The 17,632-nt window shown below is 70.4% G+C and carries 14 protein-coding genes; 12 read left to right on the forward strand and 2 right to left on the reverse strand.

The annotated features are described in order from the left end of the window. From M3T53_RS08195 to M3T53_RS08215, 5 genes are all read left to right on the forward strand, one after another. The gene (locus tag M3T53_RS08195; RefSeq protein ID WP_442866942.1) at window positions 1–1,353 is read left to right on the forward strand and encodes an MFS transporter; all 1,353 of its coding nucleotides are present in this window, start codon (window positions 1–3) and stop codon (window positions 1,351–1,353) included. Between the two features lie 135 nt (window positions 1,354–1,488). Continuing rightward, window positions 1,489–2,088, forward strand: coding sequence for a TetR/AcrR family transcriptional regulator (locus tag M3T53_RS08200; protein ID WP_272434018.1), 600 nt, complete (start codon window positions 1,489–1,491; stop codon window positions 2,086–2,088). Between the two features lie 91 nt (window positions 2,089–2,179). Next, the gene (gene argF, locus M3T53_RS08205) at window positions 2,180–3,181 is read left to right on the forward strand and encodes an ornithine carbamoyltransferase (RefSeq protein WP_272434019.1); all 1,002 of its coding nucleotides are present in this window, start codon (window positions 2,180–2,182) and stop codon (window positions 3,179–3,181) included. A gap of 13 nt (window positions 3,182–3,194) precedes the next feature. Then, a complete protein-coding gene (gene argB, locus M3T53_RS08210) occupies window positions 3,195–4,133 on the forward strand; it encodes an acetylglutamate kinase (RefSeq protein ID WP_272434020.1) in 939 nt (312 codons plus the stop codon). A gap of 5 nt (window positions 4,134–4,138) precedes the next feature. Then, the gene (locus tag M3T53_RS08215; protein WP_272434021.1) at window positions 4,139–4,969 is read left to right on the forward strand and encodes an exodeoxyribonuclease III; all 831 of its coding nucleotides are present in this window, start codon (window positions 4,139–4,141) and stop codon (window positions 4,967–4,969) included. Here the strand turns inward: M3T53_RS08215 and M3T53_RS08220 are convergent. Both M3T53_RS08220 and M3T53_RS08225 read right to left on the reverse strand, forming a co-directional pair. Continuing rightward, window positions 4,957–6,042, reverse strand: a complete 1,086-nt coding sequence (locus tag M3T53_RS08220; RefSeq protein ID WP_272434022.1) for a YhjD/YihY/BrkB family envelope integrity protein — start codon at window positions 6,040–6,042, stop codon at window positions 4,957–4,959. The two genes, M3T53_RS08215 and M3T53_RS08220, sit on opposite strands and share 13 nt — an antisense overlap. Before the next feature lie 64 nt (window positions 6,043–6,106). Beyond that, window positions 6,107–6,649 (reverse strand): 2'-5' RNA ligase family protein, encoded by a 543-nt coding sequence (locus M3T53_RS08225; protein ID WP_272434023.1) that lies wholly within the window; start codon window positions 6,647–6,649, stop codon window positions 6,107–6,109. A gap of 105 nt (window positions 6,650–6,754) precedes the next feature. Here M3T53_RS08225 and galK point away from each other — a divergent pair, with 105 nt between their 5' ends. The 7 genes from galK to M3T53_RS08260 all read left to right on the forward strand — a co-directional run bounded on the left by galK (window position 6,755) and on the right by M3T53_RS08260 (window position 17,112). Further along, window positions 6,755–7,999: a galactokinase gene (galK, locus tag M3T53_RS08230; protein ID WP_272434024.1), complete on the forward strand. Its 1,245-nt coding sequence runs from the start codon at window positions 6,755–6,757 to the stop codon at window positions 7,997–7,999. 31 nt (window positions 8,000–8,030) lie between these two features. Beyond that, window positions 8,031–8,894, forward strand: a complete 864-nt coding sequence (locus tag M3T53_RS08235; protein ID WP_272434025.1) for an SGNH/GDSL hydrolase family protein — start codon at window positions 8,031–8,033, stop codon at window positions 8,892–8,894. Beyond that, complete coding sequence (gene pth / locus M3T53_RS08240) at window positions 8,884–9,483, forward strand: aminoacyl-tRNA hydrolase (protein ID WP_272434026.1); 600 nt, start codon at window positions 8,884–8,886, stop codon at window positions 9,481–9,483. The genes M3T53_RS08235 and pth overlap by 11 nt, the downstream gene beginning before the upstream one ends. Window positions 9,484–9,512: 29 nt before the next feature. After that, window positions 9,513–13,094 carry a transcription-repair coupling factor gene (gene mfd, locus M3T53_RS08245; RefSeq protein WP_272434027.1) on the forward strand — a complete coding sequence of 1,194 codons (3,582 nt, stop codon included), beginning with the start codon at window positions 9,513–9,515 and terminating at the stop codon, window positions 13,092–13,094. Between the two features lie 88 nt (window positions 13,095–13,182). Next, on the forward strand, window positions 13,183–13,782 hold the full coding sequence (locus M3T53_RS08250) for a hypothetical protein (RefSeq protein ID WP_272434028.1): 600 nt from the start codon (window positions 13,183–13,185) through the stop codon (window positions 13,780–13,782). Window positions 13,783–13,986: 204 nt separating this feature from the next. Beyond that, window positions 13,987–15,273 (forward strand): phosphopyruvate hydratase, encoded by a 1,287-nt coding sequence (gene eno / locus M3T53_RS08255; protein WP_442866940.1) that lies wholly within the window; start codon window positions 13,987–13,989, stop codon window positions 15,271–15,273. Between the two features lie 648 nt (window positions 15,274–15,921). After that, window positions 15,922–17,112 carry a hypothetical protein gene (locus M3T53_RS08260; RefSeq protein ID WP_272434030.1) on the forward strand — a complete coding sequence of 397 codons (1,191 nt, stop codon included), beginning with the start codon at window positions 15,922–15,924 and terminating at the stop codon, window positions 17,110–17,112. Window positions 17,113–17,632 lie beyond the last annotated feature (520 nt).

Consider the following 17,632-nt stretch of genomic DNA (forward strand, 5'->3'; position numbering starts at 1 on the left):
ATGAACTCATCCTCGACACCATCCATACCCGACGCCCCGGCACCATCCGGCGACGACGAATGCCATCGGCAGACCCTGCGCCGGGCCGCGTCGGCGAGCTTCATCGGGAACTTCATCGAGTGGTTCGACTACGCCTCCTACGGATACCTCGCCACCGTCATCGGCATCGTCTTCTTCCCCGAATCGGACGCCTCGGTCAGGCTGATGTCGACCTTCGCGGTCTTCGCCATGTCCTTCGTCCTGCGACCGGTCGGCGCCGTGATCTGGGGGATGTGGGGCGACCGGTGGGGGAGGCGCTGGGCCCTGTCGTGGTCGATCCTCATCATGTCCGGATCGACCTTCCTCGTCGGGCTCCTGCCGGGCTACTCGTCGATCGGCATCGCCGCCCCCCTGGCCCTGCTCGTCCTGCGGATCATCCAAGGCTTCTCCGCTTCGGGTGAATACGCGGGGGCCGCGACCTTCCTCGCCGAGTACGCGCCGACCGAGCGCAGGGGCGTGTACACCTCGCTCGTCCCGGCCTCGACCGCCGCGGGTCTGCTCGGCGGCTCCCTCATGGTCACCGGGCTCCACTTCTTCCTCGACGCGGCCCAGATGCAGGCGTGGGGATGGAGGATCCCCTTCCTCCTCGCCCTGCCGCTGGGATTCATCGGGCGCTACATCCGTGTCCATCTCGAGGACTCCCCGGTCTTCCAGGAGCTCGTCGAGTCCTCGTCGCGCGCGAGCACGCGCCACTCCTCCCCGCTGCGCGACCTCCTGCGCCATCACTGGCGGGCGGTCCTCATCTCCTTCGGGGTCTCCTCGCTCAACGCGGTCGCCTTCTACCTCCTGTTGAGCTACATGCCGACCTATGTGCACGAGGAGCTCGGGCTGGGGGAGACGATCTCGACGGGCCTGTCCTCGGCGACGCTCGTCATCTACATCCTCGCCATCAGCCTGATGGGGAGGTTCTCCGACCGGTTCGGGCGCCGGCGCATGCTGGTCCTCGCCTCCGTCGGATTCATCGTCGCGTCGGTGCCGATCTTCTGGCTCATGGGATTCGGCTCGATCGGCGTGATCCTCGGCTGCGAGATCGCCTTCGCCCTCATGCTGACGATGAACGACGGGACGCTGGCCACGTTCCTCGCCGAGTCCTTCCCGACCCAGGTCCGGTACTCCGGGTTCGCCCTGTCCTTCAACGCGGCGAACGCCCTGCTGGGAGGGACGGCCCCGTTCATCGCGACGACGCTCATCGCCTGGACCGGGTCCCGCCTGGCCCCGGCCGTCTACCTCGCCGTCATCGCCGCCGCAGCACTGGGCGCGATGCTGTGCGCCCACGAGAACACGGGGCGCGACCTCGTCGATATCGAGGGCTGAGACGAGGCCGCGAGGACGTCGGCGGCGCCGTGGCGCTGCGGGGCCGCCGACGTTCATCACATCGCGCCGCCGTGCGACGGTTGCCCTGGATTCGTAGAATTCAGGAGCGCGAGCAGACGATCCCGAGGAGATGTGATGACGACCGAGACAGCGGATTCCATCGCCTCAACCCGGCGGGGGGAGGAGCGCCGCCGACAGATCGTCGAGGCCGCCGCGGCCATCGTCTCCGAAGAGGGGCCGGGCGCCGTCACCCATCGCTCAGTGGCCGCGCGCGCGGGATGCTCCCTGTCGGCGACGACCTACTACTTCTCAGGACTCGAAGACCTCCTGGGACGGGCCGGCGAGCTCAACATCTCCCGGTGGGCCTCCCGGGCCGAGCGGGTCGCCGAGACGGTCGAGACCCTGAGCGGACCGATCTCGACCGACGCCGCGATCGGCCATCTCCTGAATGCGACCCTCCCCAGGGACGTCTCCCTGTCGGGCCACTATGCGGGACTCATCCACGCCGGATCCTCCGTCCCGATCTCACGGGCCTATCGGACGGGCCGCTCCCGATTGAACTCGGCCGTCGGCCGCGTCCTCGCCCATCTCGGCATCGGGGTCCCCCCCGAACTGGTGATCTCCATCGTCGACGGGGCCGCCGTCTCGGCCCTCTCCGAGGGGCGGGACGTGCGCGAGACAGCCAGCGCCCTGCTCCACCAACTCGCCGAGAAACTGGCCGGGACGAGACGATAGGGCCCGACGGCTCCGGAGCGTCCGGCCCCCGCGGGAGGACACCCAGGGGCGGAAGGGCGATGACGGACATCCACAACGAACGGAGGACCTCATGACCCACCCCCTCGCCGGGAGGCACTTCCTCAAGGAAATCGACTTCACTGCCGATGAATGGCGATCCCTCCTCGACCTTTCCGCCGAGCTCAAGGCGGCGAAGCGTGAGGGGAGGGAGGCGCAGTATTTGCGGGGTCGGAATATTGCGTTGTTGTTTGAGAAGACGTCGACTCGTACGCGGTGTTCGTTTGAGGTGGCGGCGTATGACCAGGGTGCTCGGGTGACGTATTTGGATCCGTCGGGGTCGCAGATGGGTCATAAGGAGTCGGTTGCTGATACGGCTCGTGTGTTGGGTCGGATGTTTGATGGTATTGAGTTCCGTGGTGCCAAGCAGGAGCATGTTGAGGTTTTGGCGCAGTTGTCGGGTGTTCCGGTGTGGAATGGGTTGACTGATGATTGGCATCCGACTCAGATGCTTGCTGATCAGTTGACGATGATCGAGCACGGTGGTGGTCGTGATTTGTCTGAGTTGTCGATCGCGTATGTGGGTGATGCGCGTAATAACGTGGGTAATTCGATTCTTGTGTCGTGCGCGATGATGGGCATGGATGTGCGGATGGTGGCGCCTGCGGCTCTTCAGAATGATGAGGCTGTGGTGGCTAAGGCGCGTGAGTTGGCTCAGGCGTCTGGTGGCAGTGTTCTGATGACGGATTGTGTTGATGAGGGTGTTGCTGGGGTTGATTTTGTGTACACCGATATTTGGGTGTCGATGGGTGAGCCCAAGGAGGTGTGGGATGAGCGGATTGGGTTGTTGCGTGGGTATCAGGTGAATGCGGGGTTGATGGCGAAGGCTGGTGCTGGTGCGAAGTTCTTGCATTGTTTGCCGTCGTTCCATGATCGCAAGACGAGTGTGGGTGAGGAGATTTTCCAGCGGACGGGTTTGGATGGGCTGGAGATCACCGATGAGGTGTTCGAGTCTGAGGCGTCGATCGTGTTCGATCAGGCCGAGAACCGGATGCACACGATCAAGGCCGTCATGGTCGCCACACTAGGAGACTGACCGGGAGGCCCGAATGTCCGATCACACCAGCGCCCTGAGCGCCGCCGAGCGCGCCCACGTCCTCGGCCAGGCCCTGACCTGGATGCGCGAGTTCCGCGGCGAGATCATCGTCATCAAATACGGCGGTCACGCGATGACAGACCCCCAGGCCCAACGGGCCTTCGCCACCGACATCCAGTTCCTCTACCATGCCGGGCTGTTCCCGGTCATCGTCCACGGCGGAGGGCCCCAAGTCACCGCGATGCTCTCCCGCCTGGGGATCGACACCCCCTTCGTCGACGGGGTGCGGGTGACGACCCCCGAGGCGATGGACGTCGTCCGCATGGTCCTCACCGGGTCCGTCCAACGCCGCCTGATCTCCCTGCTCAACGAGTCGGACTCCCTGGCCGTCGGCATCTCCGGCGAGGACGGGGCGCTCCTGCGGGCCAGGCGCCGCACCGGGCGGGCCGCGGACGGCAGGCTCGTCGACTTCGGCCTCGTCGGCGACGTCGAAGCCGTCGACCCCGACCCCATCGTCGAGCTCCTCGCCGCCGGACGGATCCCCGTCATCTCGTCGATCGCCCTCGACGCCGACGACCCCAGCTCCGTCCTCAACATCAACGCCGACGCCGCGGCCTCGGCCATCGCCGTGGCCCTGGGGGCGGCCAAGCTCCTCATGCTCACCGACGTCGAGGGCGTCTACGCCGACTACCCCGACCCCGACTCCCTGGTCAGGAGCGCCACGGCCTCCCAGATTCGTGCCCTCGCCCCGGCGATCTCCACCGGCATGATCCCCAAGATCGAGGCGTGCCTGGAGGCCATCGACGCCGGCGTCGAAGCCGTTCACATCGTCGACGGTCGCCAATCCCACTCCGTCCTCGTCGAGGTCATGACGGACGACGGGACCGGCACGATGATCGTCCCCGACCCCCCGGACGCCCGCGCCTCCACGACCCCGGATCGGAAGGACTGAACCCCATGCCCCTGCGCGTCACCTCGATCAACCTCAACGGCATCCGCGCCGCCGCCAAACGCGGCTTCGAGGACTGGCTCGCCGCCGAGGCGCCGACGGCCCTACTCATGCAGGAGGTCCGCGCCGACGAGGACATCACCCGCACGATCCTCGGCGACGAATGGGACGCGGCCCTCGTCCCCTGCCGCATCAAGGGGCGCGCCGGCGTCGGCATCGCCGTCCACCGCGATCGCGGCCAGATCATCGGCGAGCCTCGATCGATCCTCGACGACGCGGAGTCCGACGTCGACTCGGGCCGATGGGTCGAGGCGCAGGTCCTCGCCGACGGCGCCGACTCGCCGGTGCGCCTGGTCTCCGCCTACTTCCATTCGGGGGAGAAGGACACCCCCAAGCAGGAGGCGAAGATGGCGCATCTGCCGCGCATCTCCGAGCGCCTCGCCCGCCTGCTCGACGAGGCCCGCGGCGCCGACGGCCCCCAGACCGTCGTGTGCGGGGACTTCAACATCGTCCGGTCCCGCGCCGACATCAAGAACTGGACGCCCAACCACAACAAGCGCGCGGGCGTCCTCGACGAGGAGATCGCCTTCCTCGACGCATGGGCGACCGCCGGGTGGCGCGACGTCGTCCGCGAGCTGGCCGGCGACGTCCAGGGCCCCTACTCGTGGTGGTCCTGGCGCGGCAAGGCCTTCGACAACGACGCCGGCTGGCGCATCGACTACCACTGGGCGACGCCCGGACTGGCCGATCGCGCCAGGTCCTTCGCCATCGGCAGGGCCGCGTCCTACGACGATCGCTTCTCCGACCACGCGCCCGTGCGCGTCGACTACGACGCCTGATCGGGGTCGATGATCGCCCGAACCCGCGCGTGGAGGGGGTCCGGCAGGAGGATCCCCGAGTACTCGTCGTAGGGCCAGTCGAGGGTGCGGGGCTCGGAGACCGTGACGTAGTTCGGGGTCTCGTCGAAGTGGAGCTCGTCGTTGGAGTCGGGGATCCTCGCCCGCGGGGGATTCGCGATCCACGCGCACGTCGTGAGGATCACCCGCACCTGGAGGTTGATCCACAGGGCGACGGTGACGACCGCCGCCGCGGCGGCGAGGATCGGGCCCTTCGCGGCGCCGACGGCGCTCGTGCCGAGGAAACGCAGGACCACCGAGGCGACGCCGACGATGACCAGCCCCCAGGCGAGGTCGCGGCCCGGGGGGCGGACCCCGGCGACGACGCGGATGAGGAACCAGACGACGAGGGCGAAGGACAGGGCGGATACCACTTCGGTGAGGACCCGCAGGGCGACGGCGGCCATCGCCGACCCCTCCTGGCCGACGGCCGCGAGCAGGCGATGCCCGGCGAAGTCCACGCCGATGCCGACGCCGGCGCCGAGGACCAGGCCGACGCCGACGGCGAGTGCCCCCAGCGCGTGGAAGGCGACCTGGAGGGGGAACGGGCGGGGAGTGGCGACCAGGGCGAACATCGCTCGGATCGCCGTGGCGAAGTGCCCGACGACCGTGATCGACGACCACGCCATGACGAGCAGGGCGACGATTCCGGTGATCGAGAAGACGCCCGTCATCTGCAGGTCCTCGGGGGCGACGAGCCCGGGCGAGCCCTCGCCCGCGATGACCCCGGGCAGGGCCGAGTCGATGGCGTCGAAGAAGGCGGTCCTCAGCTCCTGGTTCTGGCCGAGGATCGCGAGGAACACGGTGACCGCCAGGGTGAGGGCGGCCGTGAGGGCCAGGAGGCTCGTCAGCGCTAGGCCGCCGGTCAACAGGACCCCTCGGGCGCCGGCGTAACGGGCGAGGGCGCGGGCCGGGCGGCTCCGGTTCCACCGCTCGACGAGGCCGGCGGGGCCGGACGGGAGGCGGGGGTCCCCGTGCGGGGGGAGGGTTCCGGCGGGGGAGTCGGTCGGGCTCATGCGACCAACGTATCGGTGCCGGTCCGCCGACGCGCGGGGAACGGGAGGCCGCCCCGCGGGGCCGCTAGCCGGCGTCGAAGTCGAAGAGCGCCATCGACGAGTACATGCCGTTCTCGTCGACGCGGTCGAGCCGGAACCCGGGGACCACCCACGAGGCCTCGAAATCGGCGGCCACGTCGACGGCCAGGTCGATCGCCGGGTCGTCGACGTCCTGGGCGATCGTCACGTGCGGGTGGTAGGGGAAGCGCAGGTCGGCGTCGAGGGGGCCCGAGCGCACGTCGTCGGCGAGGGCGGCGCACTCCGCGGCCCCCTCGGCCAGGCGCAGGAACGCCACCTGGGAGACGGGCCGGAACGTGCCGGACCCGCGGAGGCGGATCCGGAAGGGCCGGTGCCCCTGGGCGATGGAGGACAGGTGGGCGATGACGTCGGCGCGGGCCGATGCCGGCACGGGGGTGGGGGGCATGATCGTGATGTGCGCCGGTACCCGCGAGCCCTGCATGTCGCCCAGGCTCAGGCGCAGGTCGGTCAGGTGGGTGACCCACGGTTCGGGGATCGCGACGACGACGCCGAGCCAGTCGTGCCCGGGTTTGCGCTGGGGGAGGAACATCACGGCCTCTGGTGGGGGACGGGGGACTCCTCATCCTACGGCGGTGCGCCCCGGGAGGGGACTTCGCTAGACTGGTCCGGACCCGTTCGCAAGGAGGCGCCCGCAGTGAACCCGATCATCCAGGCACGTGCCGCCACCGGCGACGAGGGGGCCAGCGAGGCCTCCCGGCTCTTCGAGACGGCCTTCTCGCACTCCCCTGAGGGCGTATGGTCGGCCCCCGGGCGCGTCAACGTCATCGGCGAGCACGTCGACTACAACGGGGGGCCCTGCCTGCCGATCGCCCTGCCCCACCGGGCGTTCCTCGCCGTCAAGGCGCGCGACGACCGGCGCATCCGACTGGTCTCCCCGCAAACCGCCGAACGCGTCGACGAGATCGACCTCGACGCGATGGGCCCCAAGGGCACCGCGGGGGAGGTCCCCCACTGGGCCGCCTACATCGCCGGCGTCGCCTGGGCCCTCGAACGCGACGGACGCGGGCCGCTGCGCGGATTCGACGCGGCCCTGTGGTCGTGCGTCCCGCGCGGAGGAGGGCTCTCCTCGTCGGCCGCCCTCGAATGCTCGACCGCCGTCGCCCTCGACGAGCTCAACGGGCTGGGACTGGCCGGCACCGCCGAGGATCCCGACGACGAGGGCCGGCGCATCCTCGTGGAGGCGGCGCGCCGGGCCGAGAACGAGATCGCCGGGGCCAACACCGGGGGGCTCGACCAGACGGCCTCCCTGCGCTGCCGCGCCGGGCACGCCCTGGCCCTCGACTGCCGGGACATGTCGACGCGCCAGATCCCCTTCGACATGGGGGCGGTCGGCCTCGAACTCCTCGTCGTCGACACGCGGGCCTCCCACTCCCTGGCCGACGGCCAGTACGGGAGGCGGCGCGCCGACTGCGAGGAGGCCGCTCGAATCCTGGGCGTGCGCGAACTCGTCGAGGTCGACGACCTCGACGCGGCCATGACGGCCCTCGACGACCCGCGGCTCAGGAGCCGCGTCCGCCACGTCGTCTCCGAGATCGCCCGGACCCGGGCGTTCATCGACCTCATGGGCGCCGGCCCCCTGGAGGGCTCCCGACTCGACGCCGCCGCCCTCCTCCTCGACGACTCCCACGACTCGTTGCGCGACGACTACGAGGTGTCCTGCCGGGAACTCGACGTGGTCGTCGGCGCCGCCCGCGCCGCAGGCGCTCACGGAGCCCGCATGACCGGCGGCGGCTTCGGGGGGTCGGCGATCGCCCTCGTCGACTCCGACCGGCTCGAGGCCACCGCCCGGGCGATCCGCGACGCCTTCGCCTCCGAGGGCCTCGACGAGCCCCGCTTCCTCTCCGCCGTAGCCTCCGGGCCCGCCGGCCGCACCCGGTAGGCGGATCCGCACCGAACCCGCAGGAGGACGCATGACCCCGTCCCGCAAGGCCCTCGCCACCGGCTCCCTCCTCGTCGGAGGGGCCGGCGCCGCCTCCATGGTCCTCGCCGCCCGGCGCCTCCTGAGCCTCGACTCCCAGCGGGGCGCCTACCGCAGGGCCTGGGAGGACCACGCCCTCGCCGTCCTCGACGACCTGCGGGCGGTCCGCGACGCGGACGTGGGCGACCGCCCCTTCCTCATGGTCAGCCTCGGGGACTCCTCCGTCCAGGGAATCGGCGCAGCCCGCATCGAGGAGTCCTACCCGGCGCGCCTCGCCGCCGCCATCTCCCAGAGCCTCGACCGACCCGTCGCCCTCCTCAACCTCTCCCTGTCCGGCGGCACGGTCGAATCCGTCGAGCTCTCCCAGATCCCGCAGATGCGCGGGCTCGGACTCCTCGACGCCGACCCCGCGCCCGACCTCGTCACCCTGAGCATCGGGGGCAACGACGTCATGCTCGACGACCTGCCCCCCTCCTCGTACGCCGCCCGACTCGGCCGCGTCCTCGACGCCCTGCCCGCCGGCTCCCTCGTCTCCTCGATCCCCTCCTTCTCGGTCATGCCGCAGGAGAGGCGCGCCCAGGAGATGTCCGACCTGCTCGCCCGCGCCGTCGCCGACGCCGGCCACGTCCTCGTCGACCTGAGGGCCCTGACCCTCTCCTACTCGACCCTCGAATACGCCGTCGGCTACCACGCCGCCGACCTCTTCCACCCCAACTCCGCGGCCTACGCCCGGTGGGCCCAGGAGTTCGCCGACGCCTGGGCGGCCTCCCGGAACCTGCCCGCGCCGGATGTGGCCTGCGCCCCTCAATGGGAGATGCGCTCGGCCCGGATGGCACAATCGGGGCATGACATCTGACTCCCCGTGGCTCGTCGTCGGCCTGGGCAACCCCGGCGCCCACTACGCCTCGACCCGCCACAACGTCGGGCACCTGACCGTCGACGCCCTCGCCGCCCGCGTCGGCGCCGCCCCCGTCTCCCACCGCTCCGGCACCCACGTCGTCGACGCGCGCCTGGGGGTCCTGCCCGGCGGGGCGCCCGGCCCGCGCGTGATCCTCGCGACCTCCGACTCCTACATGAACACCACCGGCGGCCCCGTCGCCCGCCTCATGTCGTTCCTCGGCATCGCGCCCGACCGCCTCCTCGTCGTCCACGACGACCTCGACCTGCCCGTCCACGACCTGCGGCTCAAGACCGGCGGCGGCGAAGGCGGCCACAACGGGCTCAAATCCATCACCCAGCACCTGGGGACCAAGGACTACCACCGCCTGCGCATCGGCATCGGCCGCCCCCCCGGGCGCCAAGACCCCGCCGACTTCGTCCTCGGACGCATCCCCGCCAAGGAGCGGCCCGACTGGGACGTCACGTGCGAGCGCGCCGCCGACGCCGTCGAGGACGTCGTCCTGCGGGGCCTCGCCTCCGCCCAGCAGACCCTCCACACCCGCTGACCGCCCCAGGCGAATCCCGGAAGGAACGCGTGAAACTCACCGGACTGGCCCCCCTCGTCGGCCGTGACGCGGCGATCTCCCAACTCCTCGACTCCGTCGCGGCCGGTCGTTCCGGCACCGCCGTCATGCCGACGGGCATCCGCCCCGCCGTCCTCGCCGCCCTCGCCGATCGGGCGCCCGGGGCGCCCGTCGTCGTCCTCACGGCCACGGGGCGCGAGGCCGAGGCCCTGACCGCCGCCCTGCGCTCGTGGAGCGGCGGCGTCGACATGCTTCCCGCCTGGGAGACCCTCCCCCACGAGCGCCTCTCCCCGCAGGCCGACACCATGGCCCGGCGCGTCGCCGTCCTGCGGCGCCTCGCCCACCCCGTGGCCGACGACGATAGGGCCGGCCCCCTGTCCGTCCTCGTCGTCCCCATCCGCGCCTTCCTCCAGCCCGTCATCGCGGGCCTGGGCGACCTCGAGCCCGTGCACGTGCGCACCGGGGACGTCGTCGACCTCGTCGACCTCGTCGACCGCCTGACCGCCCTGGGCTACCAGCGGGTCGACATGGTCGAGGCCCGCGGTCAGCTCTCCGTGCGCGGCGGCATCCTCGACGTGTTCCCCCCGCACGAGCCCCACCCCCTGCGCGTCGAACTGTGGGGCGACGAGGTCGACGAGATCCGCGCCTTCTCCGTCCAGGACCAGAGGACCCTCGGGGACGCCCCCTCGGGCCTGTGGGCCATCGCCTGCCGGGAGCTCCTCCTGACCGCCGCCGTGCGCTCGCGGGCCCGGGAACTGGCCGAGACCCTGCCCGGGGCCGCCGAGATGCTCTCCCTGGCCGCCGAGGGCATCGCCGCCCCCGGCATCGAATCCCTCGCGCCCGTCCTCGCCGGCGGGATGGAGCGCCTCATCGACCTGATCCCCGCCGACGCGCCGATCGTCGCCTCCGAGCCCGAGCGGATCAGGGCCCGCGCCGCCGACCTGCTCGCCACCACCGAGGAGTTCCTCCAGGCCGCGTGGTCGGCCGCGGCCGGCGGCGGGGCGATCCCCGTCGAGGCGGGGTCCGCCTCCTTCCTCGACCTCGCCGATCTGTGGGGGACGGGGGAGCGCGCGTGGTGGGAGCTCACCCAGATGGCGCCGGCCGAACTGGCCGCGGTCGAAGGAGCCGAGGACGAGGCGGGGAGCGAGCAGCTCCCCCCGGTCGTCGCCTCCGCGACGCTGATGAAGGTCGGAGCCCGCGACGTGCGCCCCTACCGGGGGGATTTCGACGCCGCCCAGCGCGACCTCGCCCGCCTCGCCCGGGACGGGTGGAGCCTCGTCGTCACCACCGAGGGCCCGGGCCCGGGCCGCAGGATCCGGTCGATCCTCGCCGACGCCGGGGTCGGGGCCCGCGTCGTCGACGACCTGCCCGACGCCCCCGAGCCCGGAGTCGTCCACATCACGACCGCCCAGGCGGGACCCGGGTTCGTCATGCCCGGGCAGCGCCTCGCGGTCCTCGCCGACAGCGACCTCACCGGCCGGGCCGGGGCGACCACCCGCGACATGCGGCGCATGCCCTCGCGCCGGCGCACGGGCGTCGACCCACTGTCCCTGCACCCCGGCGACTACATCGTCCACGACCAGCACGGGATCGGCCGCTTCATCGAGCTCGTCTCGCGCACGATGGGGCGCGGCGACTCGGCGACGACGCGCGACTACCTCGTCCTCGAGTACGCCCCGTCCAAGCGCGGCCAGCCCGGCGACCGCCTCTACGTCCCCACCGACGCCCTCGACCAGATCTCGAAGTACACCGGCTCCGACCAGCCCTCCCTGACGAAGATGGGCGGGGCCGAATGGGCCAAGACGAAGGCGCGGGCCAAGAAGGCGGTGAACGAGGTCGCCAAGGAACTGATCCGCCTGTACGCCGCCCGCCAGGCCACCAAGGGGCACGCCTTCGGCCCCGACACCCCCTGGCAGCGCGAGCTCGAGGACGCCTTCCCCTACGCCGAGACCCCCGACCAGCTCGTCACCATCGACGAGGTCAAGGCCGACATGGAGAAGCCCGTCCCCATGGATCGGCTCCTGACCGGCGACGTCGGCTACGGCAAGACCGAGATCGCCGTGCGCGCCGCCTTCAAGGCGATCCAGGACGGCCGCCAGGTCGCCGTCCTCGTCCCGACGACCCTCCTCGTCCAGCAGCACCACGAGACATTCACCGAGCGCTACGCGGGATTCCCCGTGACCATCGGCACCCTCTCGCGGTTCTCCACGCCCGCGCAGGCCGAGGAGGTCAAGGAGGGGCTGGCCTCCGGGCGCGTCGACCTGGTCATCGGCACCCACTCGCTGCTCACCGGCGCCGTCTCCTTCAAGAACCTCGGCCTGGTCGTCATCGACGAGGAACAGCGGTTCGGCGTCGAGCACAAGGAGACCCTCAAGGCCCTGCGCACCGACATCGACGTCCTGTCCATGTCGGCGACGCCGATCCCCAGGACCCTGGAGATGGCGGTGTCGGGCATCCGGGAGATGTCGATCCTCCAGACTCCGCCCGAGGATCGCCAGCCGGTCCTCACCTTCGTCGGCTCCTACACGGACGCGCAGGTCAGCGCGGCGATCCGGCGGGAGCTGCTGCGCGACGGGCAGGTGTTCTTCGTCCACAACCGGGTCGACTCGATCTCGGCGACGGCCGCCCGCGTCCAGGAGCTCGTCCCCGAGGCCCGCATCCGCATCGCCCACGGCAAGCTCTCCGAGGCCCAGCTCGAATCCGTCATCGTCGACTTCTGGAACCACGAATTCGACGTCCTCGTGTGCACGACGATCGTCGAGACCGGCCTGGACATCTCGAACGCGAACACGCTCATCGTTGATCGGGCCGACGTCTTCGGATTGTCCCAGCTCCACCAGCTGCGCGGGCGCGTCGGGCGCGGGCGCGAGCGCGCCTACGCCTACTTCTTCTACCCGGGAGACCGCTCGCTCACCGAGACCGCCCACGAGCGGCTCAAGACGATCGCGGCGAACACCGACCTGGGGGCGGGCCTGGCCGTCGCCCAGCGCGACTTGGAGATCCGCGGCGCCGGCAACCTCCTGGGCGGGGCCCAGTCCGGGCACGTCGAGGGAGTCGGCTTCGACCTGTACGTGCGGATGGTCGCCGACGCGGTCGCGGCGTTCCGCGGGGAGCGGCCCGTCGAGAGGGCAGAGGTCCGCATGGACCTGGCGGTCGACGCCCACATCCCCGAGGACTACGTGCGCGGGGAGCGGCTCCGCCTGGAGGTCTACGGCAAGATCGCGGCGGCGTCCACTCCCGAGCAGGCCGCGGACGTGCGCGATGAGCTCGAGGACCGTTACGGGCGGCTCCCGCGCGAGGTCGACCTGCTCTTCGAGGTGTCGCGCCTGCGGGAGGTCGTCCGCGCCGCCGGGATCGAGGAGGTCGTCACCCAGGGCAAGTACCTGCGCGTCCACCCCGTCGAGTTGCGCGACTCCCAGGCGATGCGCCTCACGCGCCTCCACCCGGGCGCGGTCATCAAGGCGGCGGTGCGCCAGGTCCTCGTCCCGCTGCCGACGACCCAGCGGGTCGGGGGCGCGCCGCTGACCGACGAGCCGCTTCTGACCTGGGTCGAGAACCTCGTGACCCAGGTGCTCGTCCCCTTCTCGCAGTGACGCCGATGCGCCCGACTCGCGGGGGAGGGCCTAGACTGGCGGGGAAAGACCGGGGCCCTCAGCCCGGCCCCCGGAGGAAGGACCGCCCGTGAGCACCGTCCACAGGATCGTCGCGGCCTGCGCCGCCGCCATCGGAGCCGTCGCCCTGTCGGCGTGCGCCGCCCATCCCGGCGTCGCGCTGAGCGTCGACGGGCGCACGTACACCGAGGCCGAGATCGACGAGGGGATCGCCCAATACTCGCAGATGCTCGGCAAGCATCTCGACCGCCCCCAGTTCGTCCTGGGGCTGCCGGCTACTGAGACGATGACGCGGGCGGCGGAGTCGATGGGCGTCGCCGCGACCGTCGAGGAGATCGACGCATTCGTCGCCGAGAAGCAGGCGGAGGGGACGATCGGCCCCATCGACGGGGAGATCTCGTCGACGATGTACGACATCCTCGGCTACCTCCTGAACTCCGAGCGCGTCAACGCCGCCGCAGCGGGGATGAGCGCGGACGAGATCGCCGACCTCCAGGCGAGGATCAACGAGATCTCCTCCTCCCAGCGCGTCGAGGTCAACCCCCGTTACGGGACGATCGACGAGGCCCTCGGCAAGATCGTCGCCCCCCGCTTCGGCGACGTCGTCGACCTCTCCTCGTTCGCCGATGCCGGTGACGGCGCCGACGACCGCCCCGACGGCGGCCGGTGAGGCGCGGCCCCCGGCGCCGTCGGTGTGAGCGATCGCTCGGACCCGCCGGCGCGCACGGGGGACCTACGTCGCCCTCGGGCGACGACGCGGGCCGGGCCCGCACGATGACCCCGCGTCCCCCATTCCGGGGGGATGCCCCGAGAAGAAGCCCGTACTACCGTTGGGACCGACCGAGTCCGCGGTAACGATCGAATGGAGAATGACGTGGCAAGGATTGAGGCAATTGGCGCTCGCGAGATTCTGGACTCGCGCGGCAACCCGACCGTCGAGGTCGAGGTCCTGCTCGAGGACGGCACGCTCTCGCGCGCTTCCGTTCCCTCCGGCGCCTCCACCGGCGCCTTCGAGGCCGTTGAGCGCCGCGACGGCGACAAGGGCCGCTACCTCGGCAAGGGCGTCCAGGACGCCGTCGACGCGGTGACCGACATCATCGCCCCCGAGCTCATCGACGAGGACGCCGCCGATCAGCGTCACATCGACGAGGCCATGATCGACCTGGACGGCACCGACAACAAGGGCAAGCTGGGCGCCAACGCGATCCTCGGCGTCTCCCTGGCCGTCGCTAAGGCCGCCGCCGAATCGGCCGGCCTGCCCCTGTACCGCTACCTCGGCGGCCCCAACGCCCACGTCCTGCCCGTCCCGATGATGAACATCCTCAACGGCGGCTCGCACGCCGACACCAACGTCGACATCCAGGAGTTCATGATCGCCCCGATCGGCGCGGAGTCCTTCCGCGAGGCCCTGCGCATGGGCGCCGAGGTCTACCACACCCTCAAGGGCGTCATCAAGGAGCGCGGCCTGTCCACCGGCCTGGGCGACGAGGGCGGGTTCGCCCCCAACCTCGAGTCGAACGCCGCCGCCCTCGATCTCATCATCGAGGCCATCACGAAGGCCGGGTACGAGCCCGGCAAGGACGTCGCCCTGGCCCTCGATGTCGCCTCGACCGAGTTCTTCGACGAGAAGACGAAGACCTACCGCTTCGAGGGCGAGGCCCGGTCGACCGAGTACATGGTCAACTACTACGAGGAGCTCATCACCAAGTACCCGATGGTCTCCATCGAGGACCCGCTGTCGGAGGACGAGTGGGAGGACTGGAAGGCCCTCACCGACAAGATCGGCGACCGCGTCCAGCTCGTCGGCGACGACTTCTTCGTCACCAACCCGTCGCGCCTGGCCAAGGGCATCGATCTGGGCGCCGCGAACGCCCTCCTCGTCAAGGTCAACCAGATCGGCTCGCTCACCGAGACCCTGGACGCCGTCGAGAAGGCCCACCGCAACGGCTACCGGTCGATGACCTCGCACCGCTCCGGCGAGACCGAGGACACGACGATCGCCGACCTGGCGGTCGCGACGAACTCCGGTCAGATCAAGACCGGCGCCCCGGCCCGCTCCGAGCGCGTCGCCAAGTACAACCAGCTCCTGCGCATCGAGGAGGAGCTGGGCGACGCCGCCGTCTACGCCGGCCGCTCCGCCTTCCCGCGCTTCCAGGCCTGAGAACACGGGGGTCGGGGCCGCTGCCCCTGACCCCTCCCTCCGGTGGGCCCCGGGGACTCGACGAGTCCCCGGGGCCCACCGCGTGTCATCGGGCGCCCGTGGGAGGGGAGCGGAGTGGGACGGCGAATTCCCCGGTTCCCCAGATGAGCACCACAGACGAGGGGTGGCCGGAGGGGCATCGGGTCCCCGTCTCCTCCTGCTGACCGTCGGTGCCCCGAGAGGGGAGGGAAGCGGGCGGCGGGGTTTTCGGTGCCGGCAGGCGGTGGGTTCTTCTTACTTTTCCGCTTCCGCCTGGTGATGGGCGCCGGCTGATTGGGCCTGTCGAGCAAGATAAAATCTTTTTCATCAAAAATAATTTCGGAGTCCGTTAACCCCCGTCATCCCCTATTCGCGGATAGGAAGAAAAGGGCCTCGATAGGGCTTTTCCTGTGCCGATTCTTCAGCTTCCGGTTTATTCCCGTTTTTCATGTCGTCATGGGATGAATCACTGTTCGCTCCATCGATTGATGCGCGGATGCGCCTTCGTTAGCCTGTGGCGCACACGATAAGGGGTGCGAGGGTCTGCGCAGCCCCTTGACATGAATTGAAGGGAAGCGCATGTCAGATTCTCGCCATATTCGACCGGTTCGGCCCTCATTTTCGCGGCGCATGGGCGTCGGCATCCTCGCCGGTGCCATTGTCGCTGTCGGCGCGGGCTCGGCGCTCGCAGTCCCCCTCGCGGATGAGATGCCGGGAGCGGTGTCTTCCGTGGCGGCCTCCGAGGTTCAGTCCGATGACCCTGCGGTGGCCGCCGGGAGGGAGCTCGCCGAGGCCGTCGATGAGGAGAAGGCGGCTGCCGCTGCGGTGAGGGAGGCCGAGAAGGCGTTCGACAAGGCGATCGCCGCTTCCGAGCTCGCCTTGTCCGCAGAGGACGATGATGTGGCCGCGCAGCGGAAGGCCGAGAGGGAGGCCGCGCAGGCCGAGCAGAGGCACGAGGCCGCGAAGAAGCAGTCCGCCGATGCCGATCGCGCCGTTGAGGAGGCGAGGGCGAGGATGCTCCCCGATCAGGAGCAGCTCCAGACGAATGTCTTTTTCAACGAGGCGAAGCAGAAGAACGAGGCCGCGCAGCGCAAGGCGGCGGAGGCCCGAGCGCGGGCCGCAGCCGAGGGCGCGAATGAGGAACTGCAGCGGCTTACGCGCGAGGCCGAGGCCGAAGCGGAGAAGACGGCGAAGACCCTTGCTGAGCTCCAAGGGAAGATCGACGCCATTATCGCTGCGAAGGAAGCGCTGAATCGGGCCCAGAAGCAGGCCGATGAGGCCGCCGCCCGCGTTCGCGCGGCGGCGGACGAGGCCCAGGCCGCCAGGGTGGCGTCCGTTGAGGCGGCTCGCGTCGCGGCCGAGTCCGAGGCGAATGCCCGCAGGCTCGGCCAGGCGGCTCATGATGCGGGGGTCCGCCATACCGCCGCTGTTCGGGCTTATGAGAAGGCTCGTGCGCGTGTGGCCGCTGCCCGTGCGGAGCTTGAGCGACTGCGCAAGTCCGCCCCGGGTGGGCCGGAGGGGCCTGTGGTGCCGGGTGGGCCGGAGGGGCCTGTGGTGCCGGGTGGGCCGGAGGGGCCTGTGGTGCCGGGTGGGCCGGAGGGGCCTGATTCATCGAAGAACACGTCGTCCGATGCAGGTCCTGTGGAGGATCGTGCATCCGCGGCGACTTCGCCCTCGCCAGCCGCCCGGACCGCTCAGAAGCCGACGAAGACGCTAGTCTCCACCGGTGCCAGTGTCGGCGGGGCTCTCGCCTTCATCGTCGCCGCCGGCTGCGGGGGTCTCGTGGCGAGCATCATCCGGGCGCGTATCCGGAAGCGCTGATTTCTCGCACGCCCCCGTGGCGAGGTCTTCACCTTGACCGAGAGAGAAGGGTGATGCCGCCGCTTTAAGGAGCGGTGGCATCACCCTTTCGCGCGACTCGCGCGATATCCGGTCGATCGGATCGCAATGGGTTTCATCGGGTCGTCGAGTGGAAGCCCGCTGATGAATCGGATCTCCCCATACGGCGGGTGAGTGCGCGTTCACTTCCCCTCCTGGCGGCAGGCCCTGTGCGTGGACGCGAACCTGAAGACCGTAGAGGTGCTCGTCGGCTGCACCTGTCTTCGCATGACCGTGAGAGTGCCTCGAAGAGGAGGTGGGGAAACTCTCGTCCGGCCATAAGAACCGCGCCAGCGGATCAGCCTGCCTGACGTGGTACCGGGGCGAGTGTGGGCATGGGTGCTTCGATCGCTGTCGGTCGATCGTCTGTCGGGGTATGTCAGGGATCGTGCCGTGCTGGGATCGGCCCTGGTTTTGGGGGTGTGTTGTCCACAGGTTTGGTGTTGGGGGGTGGTGGGTGCGT

The sequence above is a fragment of the Actinomyces sp. B33 genome (assembly GCF_028437565.1).
In the GTDB taxonomy this organism is placed as follows: domain Bacteria; phylum Actinomycetota; class Actinomycetes; order Actinomycetales; family Actinomycetaceae; genus Pauljensenia.